The organism is Agrobacterium sp. LAD9 (assembly GCF_003031125.1).
Classification (GTDB): Bacteria; Pseudomonadota; Alphaproteobacteria; order Rhizobiales; family Rhizobiaceae; genus Agrobacterium; species Agrobacterium radiobacter.
Window position 1 is genome coordinate 103,220 of record NZ_PHGS01000025.1, and the last position, 18,306, is coordinate 121,525.

Here is an 18,306-nt window from a genome sequence, read left to right on the forward strand (position 1 = left end):
CTGTGGGCTTTCAAAACCACCAGCAGACGCCGCCGCAGTCCCTCACTGCGGCGGTTGTTTCGCCCCTTAAAAGCACGTTTCTCGGCGTCGCGCTCGTCAGTGGCGTGGTCAACATACTCGCGCTGACGTCGCCTCTGTTCATGCTGCAGGTCTATGACAGGGTGCTGGCAAGCGGCAGCCTGCCGACGCTGGTCGGGCTCGCTCTTCTCGCACTTGGACTTTACGGCTTTCAATGCCTGCTTGATATCATCCGCGCCCGCGTCCTGATCCGTATCGGCGAAGACTTCGATATGCGCCACTCCGGCAGGGTGCATGATGCGGTGGTGCGCCTGCCGCTCGTCAATCGCATGCCGGGCGATGGTCTGCAGCCGTTGCGCGATCTCGACAATGTGCGCGGTTTTCTGTCCGGCACGGGGCCGACCGCGTTTTTTGATCTGCCGTGGATGCCGCTTTATCTCGGCATATGTTTTCTGTTTCATTTCTGGATCGGCGTTACGGCCCTTGCCGGCGCGATACTGCTCGTCTCCCTTACGATCCTTACCAATATTTTCTCGCAGAAGCCGATCCGCGACACCATGGTGGAAAACATGGCCCGCAACCGGCAGCTGGAGGCCTCGCGCCGTAACGCCGAAGTCGTGCAGGCCATGGGACTGGGTGGCCGGCTTGGCAAACGCTGGCAGAATTCCAATGAGGCCTATCTCGCCGCCAATCGCAAGGCGGGTGATGTGGCCGGCGGTCTCGGTAATACTGCAAAATCCCTTCGGGTGGTGCTGCAATCGGCCATTCTTGCTGTTGGGGCATGGCTTGTCATCAACCAGGAAGCCTCCGGCGGCGTGATGATCGCCAGTTCGATCATGATGGGTCGGGCCTTGGCGCCCGTTGATCTTGCCATCTCCAACTGGAAGTCCTTCGTGGCCGCCCGCCAGAGCTGGGCGCGGCTGAGGGAGCTTTTCGCGCAGATGCCAGCCAATGCCGCCGCCATGGCGCTGCCGAAGCCTGAAAAGGAATTGCGGGTCGAAAACGTCACCATCGTTCCGCCGGGAGAGAGAAAGCCAACGGTCACCGGTCTCGGTTTTGTCGTGAGCGCTGGAAACGCGCTCGGCGTTATCGGCCCCTCCGGCTCGGGTAAATCCACGCTTTCGCGCATTCTCGCCGGCGCGTGGATGCCGGCTGCCGGCAAGGTACGACTGGACGGAGCAAGTTTCGATCAGTGGGACCGGGAAACGCTCGGCCGCCATATCGGTTATCTGCCGCAGGGCGTTGAACTGTTCGACGGCACGATCGGTGAAAATATCTCCCGTTTCGAGGATAATCCCGATCCCGAGGCCATCATCGCGGCGGCCAGGGCTGCCGGCGCGCATGAGCTGATCCTGCGTTTCGAAAAGGGTTATGATAGCGATATCGGCGAGGCGGGTTCGGCGCTTTCCGCCGGGCAGCGCCAGCGCATTGGTCTTGCCCGGGCTCTTTATGGTGATCCCTTCATCGTCGTGCTGGACGAGCCGAACGCCAATCTCGATGCGGAAGGCGAAGCCGCCGTGGTGAAGTCGATTTCTTCGGTCAAGGCGCGGGGCGGTATCGCCGTCGTCGTCGCCCACCGGCCAAGCGCCATCGGTGCCGTCGATTTCATTCTGATGATGGAAGAGGGACGGATGAAGGCCTTCGGCCCGCGCGACGAGGTGTTGTCGAAGGTGCTGCGCGCTCCGCAGGCGCAGACAGCCAAGGGATTTACCGCATCCGCCCAGACGGTCTCGCCGCTGCGCGTCGTCGCCAATGCCCAGCCTCAGGTTGCTGTGTTGGAAGAGGTCCGTGAAGAGAGCAGCCAGGAAGGAGATGCGGATGTCAAACATTGATCAGCGCAGCCATGTGTCCCACTCCATCCGCAAACATCTTCTTGCCGGTCTTGCCACCGGCGTTGTACTGCTGGGCGGTGTCGGCGGATGGGCCGCGACGACCAATCTTGCCGGCGCGGTGGTTGCCTCCGGCCATCTGGTGGTGGATTCCTATACGAAGAAGGTGCAGCACCCGAGCGGCGGTGTCGTCGGTGAAATTCTGGTGAACGAGGGCGACAGGGTGAAGGCCGGCGATGTGGTCATGCGCCTCGACGCGACCCAGACCCGCGCCAATCTCGCCATCGTCACCAAACGTCTGGATGAGTTGAATGCGAGGATGGCAAGGCTGGAGGCCGAGCGTGACGATCTGCCGGAACTCGTCTTTCCGCAGACTCTCATCGTGCGAAAGGACGATCCCGATGTCGCCTCCGCCATGCGCAGTGAAACCAAGTTGTTCGAATTCCGCAAATCTTACCGCGAAGGGCGGAAAGCGCAGCTTTCGGAACGCATCACCCAGTTCGAACATGAGATCGAAGGGCTGAAGGCGCAGGAAGTCGCCTATGATAACGGCCTCGCCGTGCTGGAGGCGGAAATTACCTCGCAGAAATCCCTGCGCGAACAGGGTGTCGTGTCCGTGCAGCGGCTGAACAGCCTGCAGACACAGGCCGCGACATTCGGCGGTGAGCGCGGCGAAAAAATTGCCTATCAGGCGCAGACGGCGGGGCGCATCACCGAAACCAGGCTGCAAATCCTGCAGATTGATCAGGAATTACGAACCGAGGTCGGTCGGGAACTGCGCGAGATACAGGCCCAGATGGGGGAATTCGTCGAGCGCAAGGTCGCCGCCGAAGATCAGCTGAAGCGCATCGATATCGTCGCGCCGCAATCCGGCATGGTGCATGAAATGGCCGTGCATACCGTGGGCGGCGTGGTGACCCCGGCCGATCCGATCATGCTCATCGTCCCTGATGGCGATGAGCTGGCGCTGGAGGTGCAGATCGTTCCGAAGGATATTGATCAGCTGCAGGTGGGGCAAAAGGCGATGTTGCGCATGACTGCCTTCAACCAGCGGGTCACGCCGGAACTGGAAGGCCATGTCAGCCGCATTGCGGCTGACATCACCACCGATCAGCGTAGCGGCCTCTCCTATTATCTGGCACGAATTTCCGTGCCGGTCTCCGAGCGGCAGAAGCTGAACAATGCGCCGCTGGTGCCGGGCATGCCGGCCGAGGCCTTCATTCAGACCAGCGAAAGGACGGCGCTGTCCTATATCGCCAAGCCGCTGACGGACCAGATCAGCCGCGCCTTCCGGGAGGAATAGGAGGCCGAACCCGGCTTCCGGGCTTTATCCATCGTCGCCAAAACGGAAGCCGGCGAACCCTTTTGTCTGTGTCGGGATCGCCCAGACGCCGCCCGAAAATGGTGCTTTGTTCAGCCGGTCCTCGGACATGTTGTGGCGGTGTGATGTCAGGAACAGGATATTGAAATCGGGCCCTCCGAAGCAGGGCATGGTGGGGTGCGGGACAGGGGCCGCGATGACCTCCGCCTGTTTGCCGTCGGGCGTGAAAACGTTCAGCAGGCCGGCGGAAACGCCTGCGCTGTAATAAGTGCCGTTGTTATCGAGACAGCCGCCATCGGGTCTTCCTGTCTCTTCCGTCATCTGGGCCACCAGCACGCCTTCATCGAACCTGCCGTTACTGCTGTCGAATTTTCGCCGTCGTATCCATTTCTGGACGGAATCGCTCTGCCACATGATCGATCCGTCCTGGGAGAAGGCCAGCCCATTGGGGCATGTCAGCCCGGTCTGCATGCGCTCGGTGTTCTTTTCGGTGATCCGCCAAAGTTCGCCATATGGCTGCATGTCCGGGAGCAGCACATTGTGCATGGTTCCCACCCAGAAAGCGCCGTCGGGGCCGATCCGGCCGTCGTTCAGCCGGCAGGGGATGCCTTCCGGTGCCGGAACGGAATGGAGGAAACGCGTTTTGCCGCTATCCGGATCGAGGATGATAATATCCATGCCGCAGGCGACGATAAGATCGCCGTTCTGACAAAGCCCGAGGCTCGATACCGTGTGCGGGAACGACCATTCGCGATAGAAGCCCGGCTCAAGCGCTGCAGATCGCACCGTTCTGCCGAGGATGTCACACCAGAAAAGCACCTGTCGCCGTTCGTCCCAAACAGGGGATTCCGCAAGTGTGCTCATCGTGTCGCAAAGAAGTTTCGCCTGCGACATGGCAAGCGTTTGTGCGGGATTTGCCGTATTCATGATGCTCGAACCGTTGAAAAAGATGCCGCAGAATTATTCGAAATAGTCCTGATGGTTCTCGAAAACCTGCGAAAGAATGCCGAGGACGCGCCTTAAGTGCTTGCGCAAATCGTCGGCCGCACGGGCTTCGTCCCCGGCCTTGATCGCGTCGTAAACCGCCTCGTGTTCGGAGAGCAGGCGTGCCATATGCGCCTCGTCGGTGATGGCGAGTGCACGCAGGCGATCCAGCCCCGCCTTTTCGCGGATCAATAGCGTTTCCAGTCTCTCGAGACCCGTCGCAGCAGCAAGCGCGCTGTGGAACTGGTCGTCATGTACGCGGAAAGCCTTTCTGTCTCCGCGGCGCATGGCTGCACGCTGGCCATTCAGGGCGTGTTCGATCTCCAGCTCGGCTTCCGCCGTCAGGCCGATCTGGCACAGCCTGCTAACCGCTGCAACCTCCAAGGCCTCGCGGATGAATTGCGCGCTGCGAATGTTCTTTTCCGATAATCTCGAAACATAGGTCCCGCGGCTTGGCAGGGTGACGATCAGGCCGTCATCCCGCAGGCGGCTCAGCGCTTCGCGCACCGGCGTTCGGCTGGAACTGAAGGATTGCCCGATTTCGTTTTCCGAAACCGCCTGGCCGGGAAAAAGCTCCCGCGAAAGGATGGCCGATTTCAGCGCGGAATAGATCTGGTCAACGACCGGACGGTGAAGGTCCAGTCGTTCCATCGTCGGCACGGTGCCACCTGTTACGGGAATTTTCGGCATATACCCTCCAGCGTTTTCATAACCGGTATACCGGAACACAAGTGTGTTGACAACCGGCATACCGGTATGCAAATGATTGCCCATTGGGAAGGAGGCTCCCGAAATGCAAAATATCAAGACCTGCGTCATCGTTGGTGCCGGAATGGTGGCGAAGACGCATGTGCTCGCCTGTGCGGCAAGCCCTGAGAAAATTCGCCTGAAGGGAATCGTCGATGGTGGTTCCGGCCGCGCCAAGGCGCTGGCCGCCGAAGCGGCGAAACACACCGGACATGAAGTCATCGTTTATTCCTCGGTCGAGGACGCCGCGCGCGATGCGGATGTCGATTTCGCCATCATCGCGACGCCGCCGAATGCCCGCATCGATATCGTCGGACAGCTCGCGAAAGCGGGCAAACACATTCTGATGGAAAAGCCCGTTGCCCGGAATACGCAGGAAGCCGACGGTCTTGTCACTCTCTGTCGTGATGCCGGCGTCACACTCGGCATCATCTTCCAGCACCGCATGCGGGCTGCATCGCAGAAAGCCCGTGAGCTTGTCGATGGCGGCACGCTCGGAGCGCTGGGGCTCTGCGAAATTTCCGTGCCGTGGTGGCGTGCGCAATCCTATTATGATGAACCGGGCCGCGGCACCCTGGCGCGCGATGGCGGCGGCGTTCTGATCTCCCAGGCAATTCATACGATCGATCTGGCATTGAGCCTCACGGGGCCGGTCGCCCGTGTTCAGGCCATGGCGGCGACGACGCGTTTCCATCGCATGGAAACCGAAGATTACGTTTCTGCCGGTCTGCGCTTCAAGAACGGCGCTGTCGGTTCGCTCGTCGCAAGCACCGCAAGTTTCCCCGGCGCTGCGGAATCGATCCTCCTGCATTTCGACAATGCCAGTATGCGGCTCGCCTCCGGCCTGTTGCATGTCGACTGGCGTGATGGCCGGCACGAGACTTTCGGCGGCGCGGCCGCCGGCACGGGCGGCGGCGCCGATCCCATGGCTTTCACGCATGAATGGCATCAGGGCGTCTTCGAGGATTTCGCAGACGCCATCTCTTCAGGACGCCCGCCGGTCGTCACCGGTGACGCGGCTCTTTTGTCTCACAGATTGATCGACGCGATCATCAACTCGGCCGACACCGGCAAGGAAGTGGAACTGCAGGATGACTAAAGCAATCAAGTTCGTCGCTCTTGGCATAGAGCACCGGCATATTTTCGGCATGGCCCAGAATCTGCTGGACGCCGGCGCGGAATTTGCCGGCTGGTGGACCGAAGGCGAGCCCGATGTCGTGGAAGGCTTCGTCAAACGCTTCCCGAATGTGCCGCGTGCCGCTTCCAAGGAAGCCCTGCTTGCAGATGGCACCATCGACCTCGTGGTGATTGCCGACATCCCCTCCAAGCGTGCCGATCTTGCCATCGCCGCCATGGAAGCCGGCAAGGATGTCATGTCCGACAAGCCCGGCTGCACCACCTTCGAACAGCTCGATCGCCTTCGCCAGACCGTGGCCAAGACCAAGCGCATCTGGACAGTCGATTTCTCCGAGCGTTTTGAAGTTCCGAGCGTGACCAAGGCGGCTGAACTCGTCGCGCAGGGTGCCATCGGCCGCGTCATCCAGACCGTCGGCCTCGGCCCGCATCGTCTGAACCGCCAGATCCGTCCGAAGTGGTTCTTCGAGCGTGAAGCTTACGGTGGCATCATCACCGATATCGCCAGCCACCAGATCGACCAGTTCATGTTCTTCACCGGCTCGACCGAAGTGGAGATCGTGGCTGCCACCGTTGCCAATTATGCCAACCCTGATGATCCGGGCCTGCAGGATTTCGGCGAAGTCGTGCTGCGCGGTGACAAGGGCCACGGTTATATCCGCGTCGACTGGTACACGCCCGATGCGCTGCCGACCTGGGGTGACGGCCGCCTGACGATCCTCGGCACCGAGGGTTACATCGAGCTGCGCAAATATGTCGATGTCGGCAATACGGAAGGCACCGACCGCCTCGTTCTCGTGAATGGCGACCGCTGCGAGTATATTGATGCTTCCGATGCTGGTTTGCCCTATTTCGCCCGTATCTGCGACGATATCCGCAACCGCACGGAAACGGCAATGACGCAGGAACACGTCTTCAAGGTCTGCGACCTCTCGCTTCAGGCACAGGCCAAGGCTGAGGGAGTCTCGAAATGATCGGTGTTGCCATCATTGGCGCCGGCATCGGCGCCCAGCATCTGAGCGGCTATCGCGCACTGCCCAAACGCTTTGTCGTCAAGGCGATCTGCGATCTCGATCTGGAGCGCGCCCGCTCCGTCGCCGGCGATGATACCTCCATTCGTCTGACCACCGATCTCGATGAGGTTCTGGCCGACGAGAGCATCCAGCTCATCGACGTCTGCCTGCCGCCGCACCTGCATTTCCCTGTCACGCTGAAGGCGCATGCTGCGGGCAAGGATGTGGTCTGCGAAAAGCCGCTGGTCCGCTCGCTGGAAGAGGCCAACGCGCTGATCGACTCCGTCAAGAAGACCGGTCGCGGTGTGTTTCCGGTCTTCCAGTACCGTTTCGGACACGCCATGCGGCAGCTGCGCGCGCTGATCGATGCCGGTCTTGCGGGCAAGGCCTTTGTCGCAAGCTCGGAAGTCCATTGGAACCGGGGCGCCAGCTATTACGACATTCCGTGGCGCGGTACGTGGAAGGGCGAGTGCGGCGGCGCGATCCTCGGCCACGCCATTCACGCCCATGATCTTCTCTGCCACGTTCTCGGCCCGGTCGACGAAGTTTTCGCCATGGCTGATACGCGCGTCAACAAGATCGAAACCGAAGACTGCGCGGCGCTCAGCTTCCGCATGAAAAGCGGTGCGCTGGCGACGAGCTCGGTCACGCTAGGTGCCGCTGAAGATACCTCGCGTCTGCGCTTCTGCTTTGAAGGGTTCACTGCCGAGAGCGGCACGCTGCCCTACCGCCCGGCTGAAGACACATGGCGTTTCATCGCCCGTGCACCGACGACGCAGGATCAGATCGACGCCGTTCTGGCAACGGTGGCCGATGGCGAAAACGGCTTTGCCGGTTTTGTCGAAGCCATTGCCGACGCGATGGAAGGACGCGGCGGCAAGGAAGTGACGGTTCATGACGGCTTGCAGTCCATCGAACTCGTCACCGCCATCTATCGCTCGGTCAGGGAAGGAAAGCCGGTTCGCCTGTCCGACGCCGCTGAAGGCGAGTGGATCAAGGGCTGGGCACCGCGCGCATCCGCCAACGCATAATCATCTAAAGGGAGGAAACCAGATGACCAGAAAATACAGCATGGCACTGGCGCTCGCCATTGGCGCGGCGTCCTTTGCAGGCGCCGCGCAGGCAGCCCAGGAAGTACGCTTCACCTGCGCTTACGACGGAAACGGCTGCGAAATCCTCAAGGACATTCTCGCGCGTTACGAAAAGCAGCATCCGGACGTCAAGATCGTCACTGACGTCGTGCCTTACAAGGCGCTGCTGGAAGGCCTGCCCGTGCAGCTCGCCGGCGGCAGCGGCCCGGATTTCGCAACCGTGACCGACCTTGGCGGTCTCAACCGTTATTATCTCGATCTCACGCCCTATGTGGACGCGAAATATTGGGAAGACAATTTCTCGAACGTGCTGAAATGGTACCGCAGCGGCCCTGACGACAAGGGCATCTACGGCATGCACACCCAGCTCACCATCACCGGCGCTTTCATCAACCGCACCCTGTTCGATCAGGCCAATGTGGCCGTACCCGGCAAGGATGCAACGCTGGACGATTGGGCGAAGGCTGCTAGTGCCGTCGCCAAGGCAACCGGTACGCCCTATCCGATGGCCATCGACCGTTCCGGCCACCGCATTGCCGGTCCGGCCATTTCCTATGGCGCAAAGATTTTCGACGCCGATGGTAAGCCCATTCTCGTCGATGAAGGCTTCACGACCTTCGTGAAGAAATTCGTCGAATGGAACAAGGACGGCACCATGGCGCGCGACGTCTGGGCCGGACAGGGCGGCAACACCTATCGTGACGCCGCACAGGAATTCATCAACGGTCAGCTGGTCTATTATTATTCCGGCAGCTGGCAGACCGCGCGTTTCGACAGCCAGGTCGGCGATGCGTTTGACTGGGAAGTCGTGCCGCAGCCCTGTGGTGGCGCTGCCTGCACCGGCATGCCTGGTGGTACCGGCGTTGTCGGCTTCAAGCAGACCAAGAACCCGAAAATCGTTGCCGACATCCTGAACTTCCTCGCTCAGGACGAGAATTATCTCGACTTCACCGTTCGCACCCGCAACGTTCCGGCCCACAAGGCCGTGGCCGACAAGGGCGTGACCTATACCGGTGCGACGCCTGCGACGCAGAAGGCCATGAACGCCTGGCTGGACCAGATCCCCGGCCTCAGCCCGATTGCCTACACCTATCAGGGTTACAAGAACAATCGCGCCATGTTCAACATCTCCGTCCAGCGCATCACGCAGGCCATCGTCGGTGAAAGCACCGTTGATGAGGCCATGGCCCGCGCGAAGACGGACCTCGAGGAAGCGTTGAAACAGGCAAAGTGATCCATCGCCTTCCGGCGCGGTGCATTCCGCGCCGCGCCGGATCGAAGGAGGACCCTCATGTATAAATTTCTTGCGCCCGTGATGGGCATCGTCGAACTGCCCTTTGCCTTCCTGCAGAAGGTTCTCGGCCATCGGCGGATCGCGTGGGTGTTTCTCACACCCAATCTGATCCTGTTCGCGGTCTTCGCCTTTCTGCCGATCGTGCTGAACATGGCCTATTCCGTGACCGGCAGCGAACACATATTGCTTTCCGAACGCCCTGCCGTGGGCGGCGAAAATTTCTCGGTCCTTCTTTCCTGTCAGAACTACCTCGACCCCAATTCCTGTGAGCGTGACCTGTTCTGGCGCTCCGTCTGGAACACGGTTTTCTTCGTGGTGCTGCAGGTGGGTTTCATGGTCGGCTTTTCGCTGATCACGGCCATCGTGCTCAACCGCGATATCCGGGCGCGGGGGTTCTTCCGTGCCGTCTTCTTCTTCCCCGTGCTGCTGTCGCCCGTCGTTGTGGCCTTGATCTGGAAGTGGATTCTCCAGCGTTTCGGCGTTCTCAACGCCGCGATGGAGGGGCTCGGCCTCGGTTCGGTCGACTGGTTGCTCGAAGCCAATCTTGCCTTCGGCTGGTCGGTCTTCCTCTCAGTCTGGGCGCATATGGGCTTCTACACGCTCATTCTTCTGGCCGGCCTGCAGGCGATCCCGCGCGATGTCTATGAGGCGGCGCAGCTCGACAAGGCAAGCCCTTGGCGCATCTTCCGGCGCATTACGCTGCCGCTGCTTGCACCCACCATGCTCGTCGTTCTCGTCCTGTCGCTCATCAAGGGCGTGCAGACCTTCGATGAAGTCTTTGCCTTCACGGGTGGCGGCCCGGGTTCGGCGACCACCTTCATCATTCAGTTTATCTATCAGACCGGCTTTGCCGGGACGCCCCGCAATTTCGGCCTTGCGGCTGCCGCTTCGCTGCTGCTCGCCGTGGTGCTCGTGGTGCTGACCGCCCTGCAATTCCGGGCAAACAGGAGCAAGGTCGATGGCTAGGATTGGCGCATTTCTGACCCGTACCCGCGGCCGCAACGGCAAGCTGCACTGGACCGACTGGCTGTCCTACGCCTATCTCGGCGTGGCCGTGCTGATGATGTTCGGCCCCGTCGTCTGGCTGGTGCTCTCCTCGTTCAAGACGGAAGCCGATCTGCAGCGTTTCCCGCCGCGCCTCCTGCCCTATACGCAGGAAACCGTGGTGGTGGACGGGCAGGCAACGCCGCTGCCGGCCTATGTCGACAAGGATGGCCGCAAGTTCGGCATGATCAGGCGCATCGGCCTCGTTGCCCAGGTGGTTGACCCGGCAAAGCCCACTGAAGTCCTGAAGATGCAGTTCAACGAGCTGAAGCCTGCTGAAAAGGTGGCGCTCGCCACGGAAAACTACACCGAGCTTTTCCAGCGCTTCAATTTCCCGCTCTATTTCTGGAATTCGACCTTCATCACGGTGACCTCAACCCTCATCATGCTGATCGTCAACTCCATGGCGGCCTTTGCGCTCTCGAAATACCAGTTCAAGGGCAGGGGCGTGGTGCTGGCGCTGGTTGTCGGCACGCTGATGATCCCGCAGACCGTTGTGCTGGTGCCGCTGTTTCTCATCACCAGCCAGCTGGGCATGATCAACAGTCTCTGGGGCGTCATCATTCCCGGTGCCGCCACCCCGACCGGTGTCTTTCTGCTGCGGCAATATATGCTGACGATCCCGGATGAAATCCTCGATGCGGCGCGCATGGACAAGGCGAGCGAATGGAAGATCTACTGGCGCATCATCCTGCCGCTCTCGGCGCCGGCGCTTGCCGTTCTGGCGATCCTTGCGATCATGTGGCGCTGGAACGATTTCCTCTGGCCGCTGATCGTGCTGACCCGCAATGACAACTTCACCCTGCAGCTGGCGCTCAACTCCTTCCAGGGGGAGATGACGACGGAATGGAGCAATCTTCTGGCCATGACGGTGCTGACGCTTGCGCCGATCGCGCTGGTCTTCATGTTCCTGCAAAAATACATCGCCACCGGCATTGCATCGACGGGCGGCAAATAATCCTCAGGGAGGAAATACGACAATGGCAAGTATTCAGCTTCGTCAGGTCAAAAAGACATATGGTGCCCTCGATGTGATCAAGGGTGTCGATCTCGATATCAAGCACGGCGAATTCTGTGTTTTCGTTGGCCCTTCCGGCTGCGGCAAGTCGACCCTACTGCGCATGATCTCGGGCCTTGAGGAACTGAGCGGCGGCGATATCGTCATCGGCGGCGATGTGGTCAACACGGTGCCGGCCGCAGATCGCGGCCTTGCCATGGTGTTCCAGTCCTACGCCCTTTATCCGCATATGACGGTTCGTGAAAACCTGTCCTTCGGGCTTGAGAATATCGGCACACCCAAGAAGGACATCGTTGAAAAGATCAACCAGGTGGCCAAGATGCTGCAGATCGACCAGCTTCTGGAGCGTCGTCCGAAGGATCTGTCCGGCGGTCAGCGCCAGCGCGTCGCCATTGGCCGCGCCGTCGTGCGCGAGCCGCGCGTGTTCCTTTTCGATGAGCCGCTTTCCAACCTCGATGCGGAACTGCGCGTCGACATGCGCGGCGAGATTTCCAGCCTGCACCGGCGTCTCGGCAATACCATGATCTATGTGACGCATGATCAGGTGGAAGCCATGACCATGGCCGACAAGATCGCCGTTCTGCGTGCCGGCAAGCTCGAGCAGTTCGGCGTGCCGCTTGATCTCTATAACCGCCCGGCCAATATCTTCGTTGCGGGCTTCATCGGCTCACCGAAGATGAACTTCTTTGCCGGCGAAGTAACTTCGGATGCAACGCCGTCCCTGAAGATCGCCACCGGTGAGTTGATCCCGCTGCCGCAGACCGGTTTTTCCTACAAGCCCGGTCAGAAAGTGACGCTCGGCATCCGCCCGAACCATGTGCAGGCGGGTGGCGAAGGCGCACTGACCATGTCTGTGCGCACCGCCGAACAGCTGGGCGGCGAATCCTATCTTTACGGTACTCTCGGGGATGGCACCCGGGTGACGCTGCATCTTTCCGGCCAGACCTCGACATCGGCGGACGAAGTCATCCGCCTGTCGCCGCCGCTGGAACACATCCATCTTTTCGATACGACGAGCGGGCTGACGCTCCGGCAGGACTGACAGCTCCAGGCGCAACCCGCAACGCAGGACCATTGACATGACCGATAAAAAACTCCGTTCCGACCGCTGGTTCGCACCCGACGACCTGCGCAGCTTCGGCCACCGCTCGCGCATGATGCAGCTTGGTTATGCGGAGGAGGATTTCGTCGGCAAACCCGTCATCGGCATCCTGAACACATGGTCGGAGCTCAACACCTGTCATTCGCATTTCCCAGAGCGGGTGAAGGATGTGAAGCGTGGTGTCCTGCAAGCGGGCGGCTTCCCCGTCGAAATGCCATCGCTCTCCGTCGATGAGAGCTTCACCAAGCCGACATCCATGCTCTACCGCAACATGCTGGCGATGGAGACGGAAGAAATGATCCGCTCGCATCCGCTTGACGGCGTGGTGCTGATGGGCGGTTGCGACAAGACGACACCCGGCCTCGTCATGGGCGCGATTTCGGCCGGCGTGCCGATGATCTATCTGCCTGCAGGCCCGATGTTGCGCGGCAATTATGCCGGCAAGGTGCTCGGTTCCGGTTCGGACGCCTGGAAATATTGGGACGAGCGGCGTGCCGGCAATGTTACGGATGAGGAATGGCGGGGCGTGCAGGGTGGCATCGCCCGCTCTGCCGGTGTCTGCATGACCATGGGCACAGCTTCGACCATGACCGCCATCACCGATGCGCTTGGCCTCACCCTGCCGGGAGCCTCCTCCATTCCGGCGGTAGATGCCGAACACCAGCGCATGTCGGCAGGTTGCGGCCGGCGTATCGTGGAGATGGTGTGCGAGGAGCTGACGCCGGACCGTATTCTGACCGCGACGGCGTTTCGCAATGCCGCCATCGTCGCCATGGCGACCGGTTGCTCCACCAATGCCGTCGTGCATCTGATCGCCATGGCGCGCCGCGCCGGCGTGCCGATGACGCTGGACGAGCTGGACGAACTTGGCCGGGTCACGCCGCTCATCGCCAATGTCCGCCCCTCCGGCAAAGACTATCTGATGGAGGATTTTTATTATGCCGGCGGTCTGCGCGCGCTGATGAAGCAGCTGGAAAGCCGTCTCGACTGTTCGGCGCTGACCGTGACCGGCCGCAGCATGGGTGAAAATCTCGAAGGCGCGAAGGTCTACAACGACGACGTCATTCGCTCGCTCGACAATCCTGTTTATGCGGAAGGCTCGCTTGCGGTGTTGCGTGGCAATCTTTGCCCCGACGGCGCCGTCATCAAGCCCGCCGCCTGCGATCCGAAATATCATGTGCACGAAGGCCCGGCGCTGGTCTTCGACAGCTATCCGGAGATGAAGAAGGCGATCGACGACGAGAACCTTGATGTCACGCCGGATCATGTTCTGGTGCTGCGCAATGCCGGTCCGCTCGGCGGTCCCGGTTTTCCCGAATGGGGTATGCTGCCCATCCCGAAGGCGTTGATCAAGAAGGGCCACCGCGACATGGTTCGCATTTCCGATGCCCGCATGTCCGGCACGTCCTATGGCGCCTGCGTGCTGCATGTCGCGCCGGAAAGCTTCGTCGGCGGCCCGCTCGCGCTCCTGAAAACAGGCGATATCGTCCGCCTCGACCTGCCGCAGCGTCGTCTCGACATGCTGGTCAGCGAAGAGGAGATCGCCAGCCGCCGTGCCGCCTGGCAGGCACCTGCGCCGCGTTATGAGCGCGGTTATGGTTATCTCTTCTCAAAGCACGTCACGCAGGCCGATCAAGGTTGCGATTTCGACTTCCTGCAGACGGATTTCGGCCGCACCGCCGGCGAGCCCGATATTTTCTAAGGGGCACCATCATGTTGAAGCGATTGCTCATCACCGGTGCCGGCGGCAAGCTGGGCAGCATGCTGCGCGGGCGGCTTGGCCATGTCGCCGAAATCATTCGTCTTTCTGACGTCGTTGATCTCGGTTCACCAGCATCTCACGAAGAGCTCGTTCGTTGCGCGCTTGAGGACGAGCAGGCGGTCCATGATCTCGTGAGGGGCTGCGACGGCATCGTTCATCTCGGCGGAGTTTCCGTCGAGAGGGCCTTCGACCCGATTGAGTCTGCCAATCTGCGCGGGGTCTACAATCTCTACGAGGCGGCACGGCTGAACGGCCTGCCGCGCATTCTATTCGCCTCCAGCAACCACACGATCGGTTACTACCCGCAGGGCAAACAGCTTGCTCCCGACACGCCCTTTCTGCCAGACGGCCTTTACGGCGTCTCAAAGATTTTCGGCGAGGCGATGGCGAGCCTCTACCATTCCAAATTCGGCCAGGAGACTGCTATCGTCCGGATTGGCTCTTGCGAAGAAAAGCCCTCCAACTGGCGGATGCTGTCGACCTGGCTGAGCTACGGCGACTTCGTTTCGCTGATCGAGGCCACCTTCTGCGTGCCGAAGCTTGGATGCCCGGTCATCTGGGGCGTTTCCGCCAATGATGACAGCTGGTGGGATAATTCCCATGTCGATTTTCTCGGCTGGCAGCGGCGCGATAATGCCGCGCGCTACCGCGCGGAAATCGAACGCGATGTGCCGCGCCCCGATCCCGAGGCTGCGATCGCAAAATATCAGGGCGGCGTCTTTATAGACGAGCCCATTCACAGAACTTGAAACACATCCATCCGCCCATTGCGAGGAGACAGACATGAACAATGAAACGCGCGAAAAACTGATGACGATTTCCGTCGCCACCCTGGCGACGGCGCTTTACAAGCGCGGCCTGCGCAACCAGGTCATCCAGGGCGTGCGCCCGCTGGGCTACAAGGGCAAGAACATGGTCGGCCCGGCCTTCACCCTGCGCTACATGCCGGCCCGCGAAGACCGTAACCAGCTCGTCGAATTCCGCAACCCCGCCCATCCGCAGCGCGTCGCCATCGAAACCTGCCCGCCGGGCCACGTGCTTGTCATGGACAGCCGCAAGGATGCCAGCGCCGCCTCGGCCGGCGATATTCTGGTGACCCGCCTGATGGTTCGCGGCGGTGCGGGCATCGTTTCCGATGGCGGTTTCCGTGATGCGGCCACCATTGCCGAGCTGGATATTCCGGCTTACCACACCCGTCCTTCCAGCCCCACCAACCTGACCAAACACGAGGCGATCGAAATCAACGGCCCGATCGGCTGCGGCGATGCGCCGGTCTTTCCCGGCGACATCATCGTTGGTGACGCGGATTGCGTCATCGTCATCCCCGCGGGCATTGCCGACGAAGTTGCGACCGAGGCGGTGGAAATGACGGCTTACGAAGATTTCGTGGTGGAGCAGGTCAAGGCCGGCCAGACGATCATCGGGCTTTACCCCTGCACCAAGGAAGAACACCAGACGGCTTTTGCCGAATGGCGCAAGAAGAACAACCGCTGAACCTTATAGCCAGCCCAGTGCTTTCGCCGCGCGGATCGCCTCCGCGCGGCGTTTGCAATCCAGCTTGCGGAACAGGTTGCCGAGGTGAAACTTCACCGTCACTTCCGAGATGTTAAGCGTCTGGGCGATCTTCTTGTTCGACATGCCGCTGGCCAGAAGTTGCAGCATCTGCGCTTCCCGCTGTGAAAGCCCGCCATGCAGGGCCCGTGCCTGCGGCGAGTTCACCGAAGCGGCGAAAATCGACAGCGCGGTGCGGACATCGGAAGAGGTTTCGATGAAACTGCGGATGCGGCGATTGTTGAGAAGCGGTGATAGGAAGACGCGCTCTTCCGACAGGACGCCGCTGCAGCCAAGGCGGGTTGCCGATTCAAGCGCGGTCAGAATATGGGCACGGGCGGCGGCATTGTCGCGACGCTGGTGCGCGGCATAGCTCTGCCATATTCTGAGCGCGACTTTCTCGCGGTTGGTGACCTTGGGGTTGGCGATCATCGCGTCGATCTGGCGGGAGAGATAGGCGCGCGGCGTGAAAAGATGCACCGCATCGCGCAGCCAGGCCATGACATAGGCGATTTCATCGCGCCGCGTCAGCCGGGAAAGGTCCTCATGCGCACTTTCCACCCAGTTGCGGCCCATCGGCATGCGGATCGCGGAAAGGGTTGCAGCGGCATCCGCCCAGCGGTTGGCGTTCTGATAGGCGATGGCCGTCCTGATTTCCATCATCGCATGGAATTGCAGCCCTTCCGACAGATGAATCCACAGACCGTCTAGAAAACCCGGGCGAACGGTCATCGGAAAATGGTCGATCAGCACCTGCGAAGCATAGTGCAGTGCGAACTGCATGAGGCTCGGCCATATCTCGGCCGCAGCAAAATGATCGAATTCATGTTCGACGAAATGCAGGAGATCGCGGGGCTTTCCGGCCTCATAGGCAAGGCAGGCTTCCGCCAGTCGCAGCATCCGGAACTCCTGCACCGCATCATGCGGCACCTGTTCCAGCCGCGCGCGGGCCTCCTGTGCTGCGTGACGCGCCAGAAGCACATCACCGCTCATCAGCCGCAACACGATCTGGTGCAGGTGGATGAAGAATTCGAGCAGGGGCTGCCCGCCCATCTTGCGCAGATAGATCAGCGCACGGGCGGCAGCCGCCTCCGCCTCGCGGAAATTGCGGCGGCGAATTTCGAACTCCAGCAGCGCATTGTAATAGGCCGCCCACTTGCCGTGGTCGTCCATGGGATAATCGGCCATGAACTCGGCGAGACGCGTTATTACCGCGTCATTGGGCGTCAGATCCTCGGCAATCATCAGGTTCAGCCGGAAGGTGCGGGCGGCAAAGGAAAAACGCGAACCACGGGCGAGCACCTTCAGCGGATCGAGATAATCCGATCCGAGGCCTTTGCCGAGCAGATGGCGCACGCGCTGCAATTCACCCTGTTTCAGCAATGCGCGGGTAACGGCAAAGAGCACGGTTTCATTCGTTGCGATCATGTCCTGCGAAAACCGCATGATGATCTCGCGAAACCTGTCGACGCTGCTTCGGTAGATCAGTTCGCGGCCATGGGCGCGTTCAAGAATTTGCGCGGCATGGGTCTCATAACCGCGGTCGAGCAGCATCGCCATGGCCGGGAGCGCATGTCCAGCCTTTTCAAAAGCCGATGCGACCTCCACCACGGCGCTGCCGGCCTGCAAGGTGGAGAGACGTTCTCGCGCAGCCAGGGTGAGAAGCCGTATTAGGGTGGGGTGATTTTCGGGGGTTCCAGTCAGGAAGGGCGGCAGCAGTTCTGTCCATTCCGCCTCGGGTTCTGCGGAGGGGTTTTCGAGCCAGAATGAAAGCTCAACCGTCTGGGCGGGTGAAAGATGCGGCAGGTAGTTTTCCCGAAGATAGTCGGCACACAGCTTTTCATCCGGATGCCGGGCAAGCGACAGAAAGGCCGGCCATCCTGCATAATCCTGCAGTACCAGACGCCGCTGTTGAGGGGGGAGGCTTTCGGTCTCATCTTGCCCTAGCGCCAGTTCATCCGGTCCGATGGTAAGCGAACCGCGATGCAGGATCTGCCGGGCCAGTCCGCTTATCCGTTGATCCGGGCGGCAGGCAATGACCATAAAACGCACCGTTTCCAGAATGGCGGCGGGCATGCGCACTGCCCGTGCGAAAACCGGCACGTCCCATAGAAGGCAGTCATTTGCTGCATCATCGCTTCGCGGCTGGTGCGTGCGGCATATCTGCGTTCCCAGTTCCTTTGCGAGCATTTCCAGCAGCACGCTTTTTCCCGCGCCCGCCGGGGCGCGCAGAAAGATTACGCCAGCGGTTTCGCTGACGATTCGGCGGCAGAGGCGGGTGCGGGGCAGGAGTGTCATTCACAAAGCGATAGGGTATTTAAGCTTAAAAACCTATACTCATCTTTCAAAAAACTATACCTTTCAGAGATTGTTCAAAAGGGGTGGTGGTGAAAACTTG

General features: G+C 60.8%; 15 protein-coding genes. 12 read left to right on the plus strand and 3 right to left on the minus strand.

Annotated features, from left to right (window positions below; translation table 11 throughout):
• Positions 1-2: 2 nt before the first annotated feature.
• Together DA915_RS22025 and DA915_RS22030 are read left to right on the plus strand one after the other, a co-directional pair.
• Entirely contained in the window at positions 3-1,850 is a 1,848-nt protein-coding gene (locus tag DA915_RS22025) for a type I secretion system permease/ATPase (RefSeq protein ID WP_107677321.1), read from the plus strand.
• Complete coding sequence (locus DA915_RS22030) at positions 1,837-3,150, plus strand: HlyD family type I secretion periplasmic adaptor subunit (protein ID WP_107677322.1); 1,314 nt, start codon at positions 1,837-1,839, stop codon at positions 3,148-3,150. The genes DA915_RS22025 and DA915_RS22030 overlap by 14 nt, the downstream gene beginning before the upstream one ends.
• A 24-nt stretch (positions 3,151-3,174) precedes the next feature.
• Here the strand turns inward: DA915_RS22030 and DA915_RS22035 are convergent, their stop codons facing one another.
• Both DA915_RS22035 and DA915_RS22040 read right to left on the minus strand, forming a co-directional pair.
• Positions 3,175-4,095, minus strand: a complete 921-nt coding sequence (locus DA915_RS22035; RefSeq protein WP_192886632.1) for an SMP-30/gluconolactonase/LRE family protein — start codon at positions 4,093-4,095, stop codon at positions 3,175-3,177.
• Between the two features lie 33 nt (positions 4,096-4,128).
• Positions 4,129-4,842, minus strand: coding sequence for a GntR family transcriptional regulator (locus DA915_RS22040; protein WP_020808676.1), 714 nt, complete (start codon positions 4,840-4,842; stop codon positions 4,129-4,131).
• 103 nt (positions 4,843-4,945) lie between these two features.
• Between DA915_RS22040 and DA915_RS22045 the strand changes: the two genes are divergently transcribed.
• From DA915_RS22045 to DA915_RS22090, 10 genes are read left to right on the plus strand one after another with little or no spacing between them, the layout of a single operon-like run.
• The gene (locus DA915_RS22045) at positions 4,946-5,998 is read left to right on the plus strand and encodes a Gfo/Idh/MocA family protein (protein ID WP_107677323.1); all 1,053 of its coding nucleotides are present in this window, start codon (positions 4,946-4,948) and stop codon (positions 5,996-5,998) included.
• Positions 5,991-7,007, plus strand: coding sequence for a Gfo/Idh/MocA family protein (locus DA915_RS22050; RefSeq protein WP_020808678.1), 1,017 nt, complete (start codon positions 5,991-5,993; stop codon positions 7,005-7,007). Before DA915_RS22045 ends, DA915_RS22050 begins: the two co-directional genes overlap by 8 nt.
• A complete protein-coding gene (locus DA915_RS22055) occupies positions 7,004-8,077 on the plus strand; it encodes a Gfo/Idh/MocA family protein (RefSeq protein ID WP_003506782.1) in 1,074 nt (357 codons plus the stop codon). The genes DA915_RS22050 and DA915_RS22055 overlap by 4 nt, the downstream gene beginning before the upstream one ends.
• A gap of 22 nt (positions 8,078-8,099) precedes the next feature.
• Positions 8,100-9,371 (plus strand): ABC transporter substrate-binding protein, encoded by a 1,272-nt coding sequence (locus tag DA915_RS22060; RefSeq protein ID WP_003506780.1) that lies wholly within the window; start codon positions 8,100-8,102, stop codon positions 9,369-9,371.
• 57 nt (positions 9,372-9,428) lie between these two features.
• Positions 9,429-10,397, plus strand: a complete 969-nt coding sequence (locus tag DA915_RS22065; protein ID WP_003506778.1) for a carbohydrate ABC transporter permease — start codon at positions 9,429-9,431, stop codon at positions 10,395-10,397.
• Positions 10,390-11,433, plus strand: a complete 1,044-nt coding sequence (locus tag DA915_RS22070; RefSeq protein WP_107677324.1) for a carbohydrate ABC transporter permease — start codon at positions 10,390-10,392, stop codon at positions 11,431-11,433. Before DA915_RS22065 ends, DA915_RS22070 begins: the two co-directional genes overlap by 8 nt.
• A gap of 22 nt (positions 11,434-11,455) precedes the next feature.
• Positions 11,456-12,535 carry an ABC transporter ATP-binding protein gene (locus tag DA915_RS22075; RefSeq protein ID WP_107677325.1) on the plus strand — a complete coding sequence of 360 codons (1,080 nt, stop codon included), beginning with the start codon at positions 11,456-11,458 and terminating at the stop codon, positions 12,533-12,535.
• Between the two features lie 37 nt (positions 12,536-12,572).
• Positions 12,573-14,297, plus strand: a complete 1,725-nt coding sequence (araD, locus tag DA915_RS22080; protein WP_107677326.1) for an L-arabinonate dehydratase — start codon at positions 12,573-12,575, stop codon at positions 14,295-14,297.
• Positions 14,298-14,308: 11 nt separating this feature from the next.
• Positions 14,309-15,106, plus strand: a complete 798-nt coding sequence (locus DA915_RS22085; RefSeq protein ID WP_107677327.1) for an NAD(P)-dependent oxidoreductase — start codon at positions 14,309-14,311, stop codon at positions 15,104-15,106.
• A gap of 34 nt (positions 15,107-15,140) precedes the next feature.
• Positions 15,141-15,851 (plus strand): ribonuclease activity regulator RraA, encoded by a 711-nt coding sequence (locus DA915_RS22090; protein ID WP_003506768.1) that lies wholly within the window; start codon positions 15,141-15,143, stop codon positions 15,849-15,851.
• 3 nt (positions 15,852-15,854) lie between these two features.
• Here DA915_RS22090 and DA915_RS22095 read toward each other — a convergent pair whose 3' ends face one another.
• Complete coding sequence (locus DA915_RS22095) at positions 15,855-18,206, minus strand: LuxR C-terminal-related transcriptional regulator (RefSeq protein WP_192886633.1); 2,352 nt, start codon at positions 18,204-18,206, stop codon at positions 15,855-15,857.
• Positions 18,207-18,306: the final 100 nt, after the last annotated feature.

Excerpts from the sequence above, each read along its gene's own strand:
- DA915_RS22030 (WP_107677322.1), top strand. The coding sequence starts at position 1,837 with ATGTCAAACATTGATCAGCGCAGCCATGTGTCCCACTCCATCCGCAAA.
- DA915_RS22035 (WP_192886632.1), bottom strand. The coding sequence starts at position 4,095 with ATGAATACGGCAAATCCCGCACAAACGCTTGCCATGTCGCAGGCGAAA.
- DA915_RS22040 (WP_020808676.1), bottom strand. The coding sequence starts at position 4,842 with ATGCCGAAAATTCCCGTAACAGGTGGCACCGTGCCGACGATGGAACGA.
- DA915_RS22045 (WP_107677323.1), top strand. The coding sequence starts at position 4,946 with ATGCAAAATATCAAGACCTGCGTCATCGTTGGTGCCGGAATGGTGGCG.
- DA915_RS22050 (WP_020808678.1), top strand. The coding sequence starts at position 5,991 with ATGACTAAAGCAATCAAGTTCGTCGCTCTTGGCATAGAGCACCGGCAT.
- DA915_RS22055 (WP_003506782.1), top strand. The coding sequence starts at position 7,004 with ATGATCGGTGTTGCCATCATTGGCGCCGGCATCGGCGCCCAGCATCTG.
- DA915_RS22060 (WP_003506780.1), top strand. The coding sequence starts at position 8,100 with ATGACCAGAAAATACAGCATGGCACTGGCGCTCGCCATTGGCGCGGCG.
- DA915_RS22065 (WP_003506778.1), top strand. The coding sequence starts at position 9,429 with ATGTATAAATTTCTTGCGCCCGTGATGGGCATCGTCGAACTGCCCTTT.
- DA915_RS22070 (WP_107677324.1), top strand. The coding sequence starts at position 10,390 with ATGGCTAGGATTGGCGCATTTCTGACCCGTACCCGCGGCCGCAACGGC.
- DA915_RS22075 (WP_107677325.1), top strand. The coding sequence starts at position 11,456 with ATGGCAAGTATTCAGCTTCGTCAGGTCAAAAAGACATATGGTGCCCTC.
- araD (WP_107677326.1), top strand. The coding sequence starts at position 12,573 with ATGACCGATAAAAAACTCCGTTCCGACCGCTGGTTCGCACCCGACGAC.
- DA915_RS22085 (WP_107677327.1), top strand. The coding sequence starts at position 14,309 with ATGTTGAAGCGATTGCTCATCACCGGTGCCGGCGGCAAGCTGGGCAGC.
- DA915_RS22090 (WP_003506768.1), top strand. The coding sequence starts at position 15,141 with ATGAACAATGAAACGCGCGAAAAACTGATGACGATTTCCGTCGCCACC.
- DA915_RS22095 (WP_192886633.1), bottom strand. The coding sequence starts at position 18,206 with ATGACACTCCTGCCCCGCACCCGCCTCTGCCGCCGAATCGTCAGCGAA.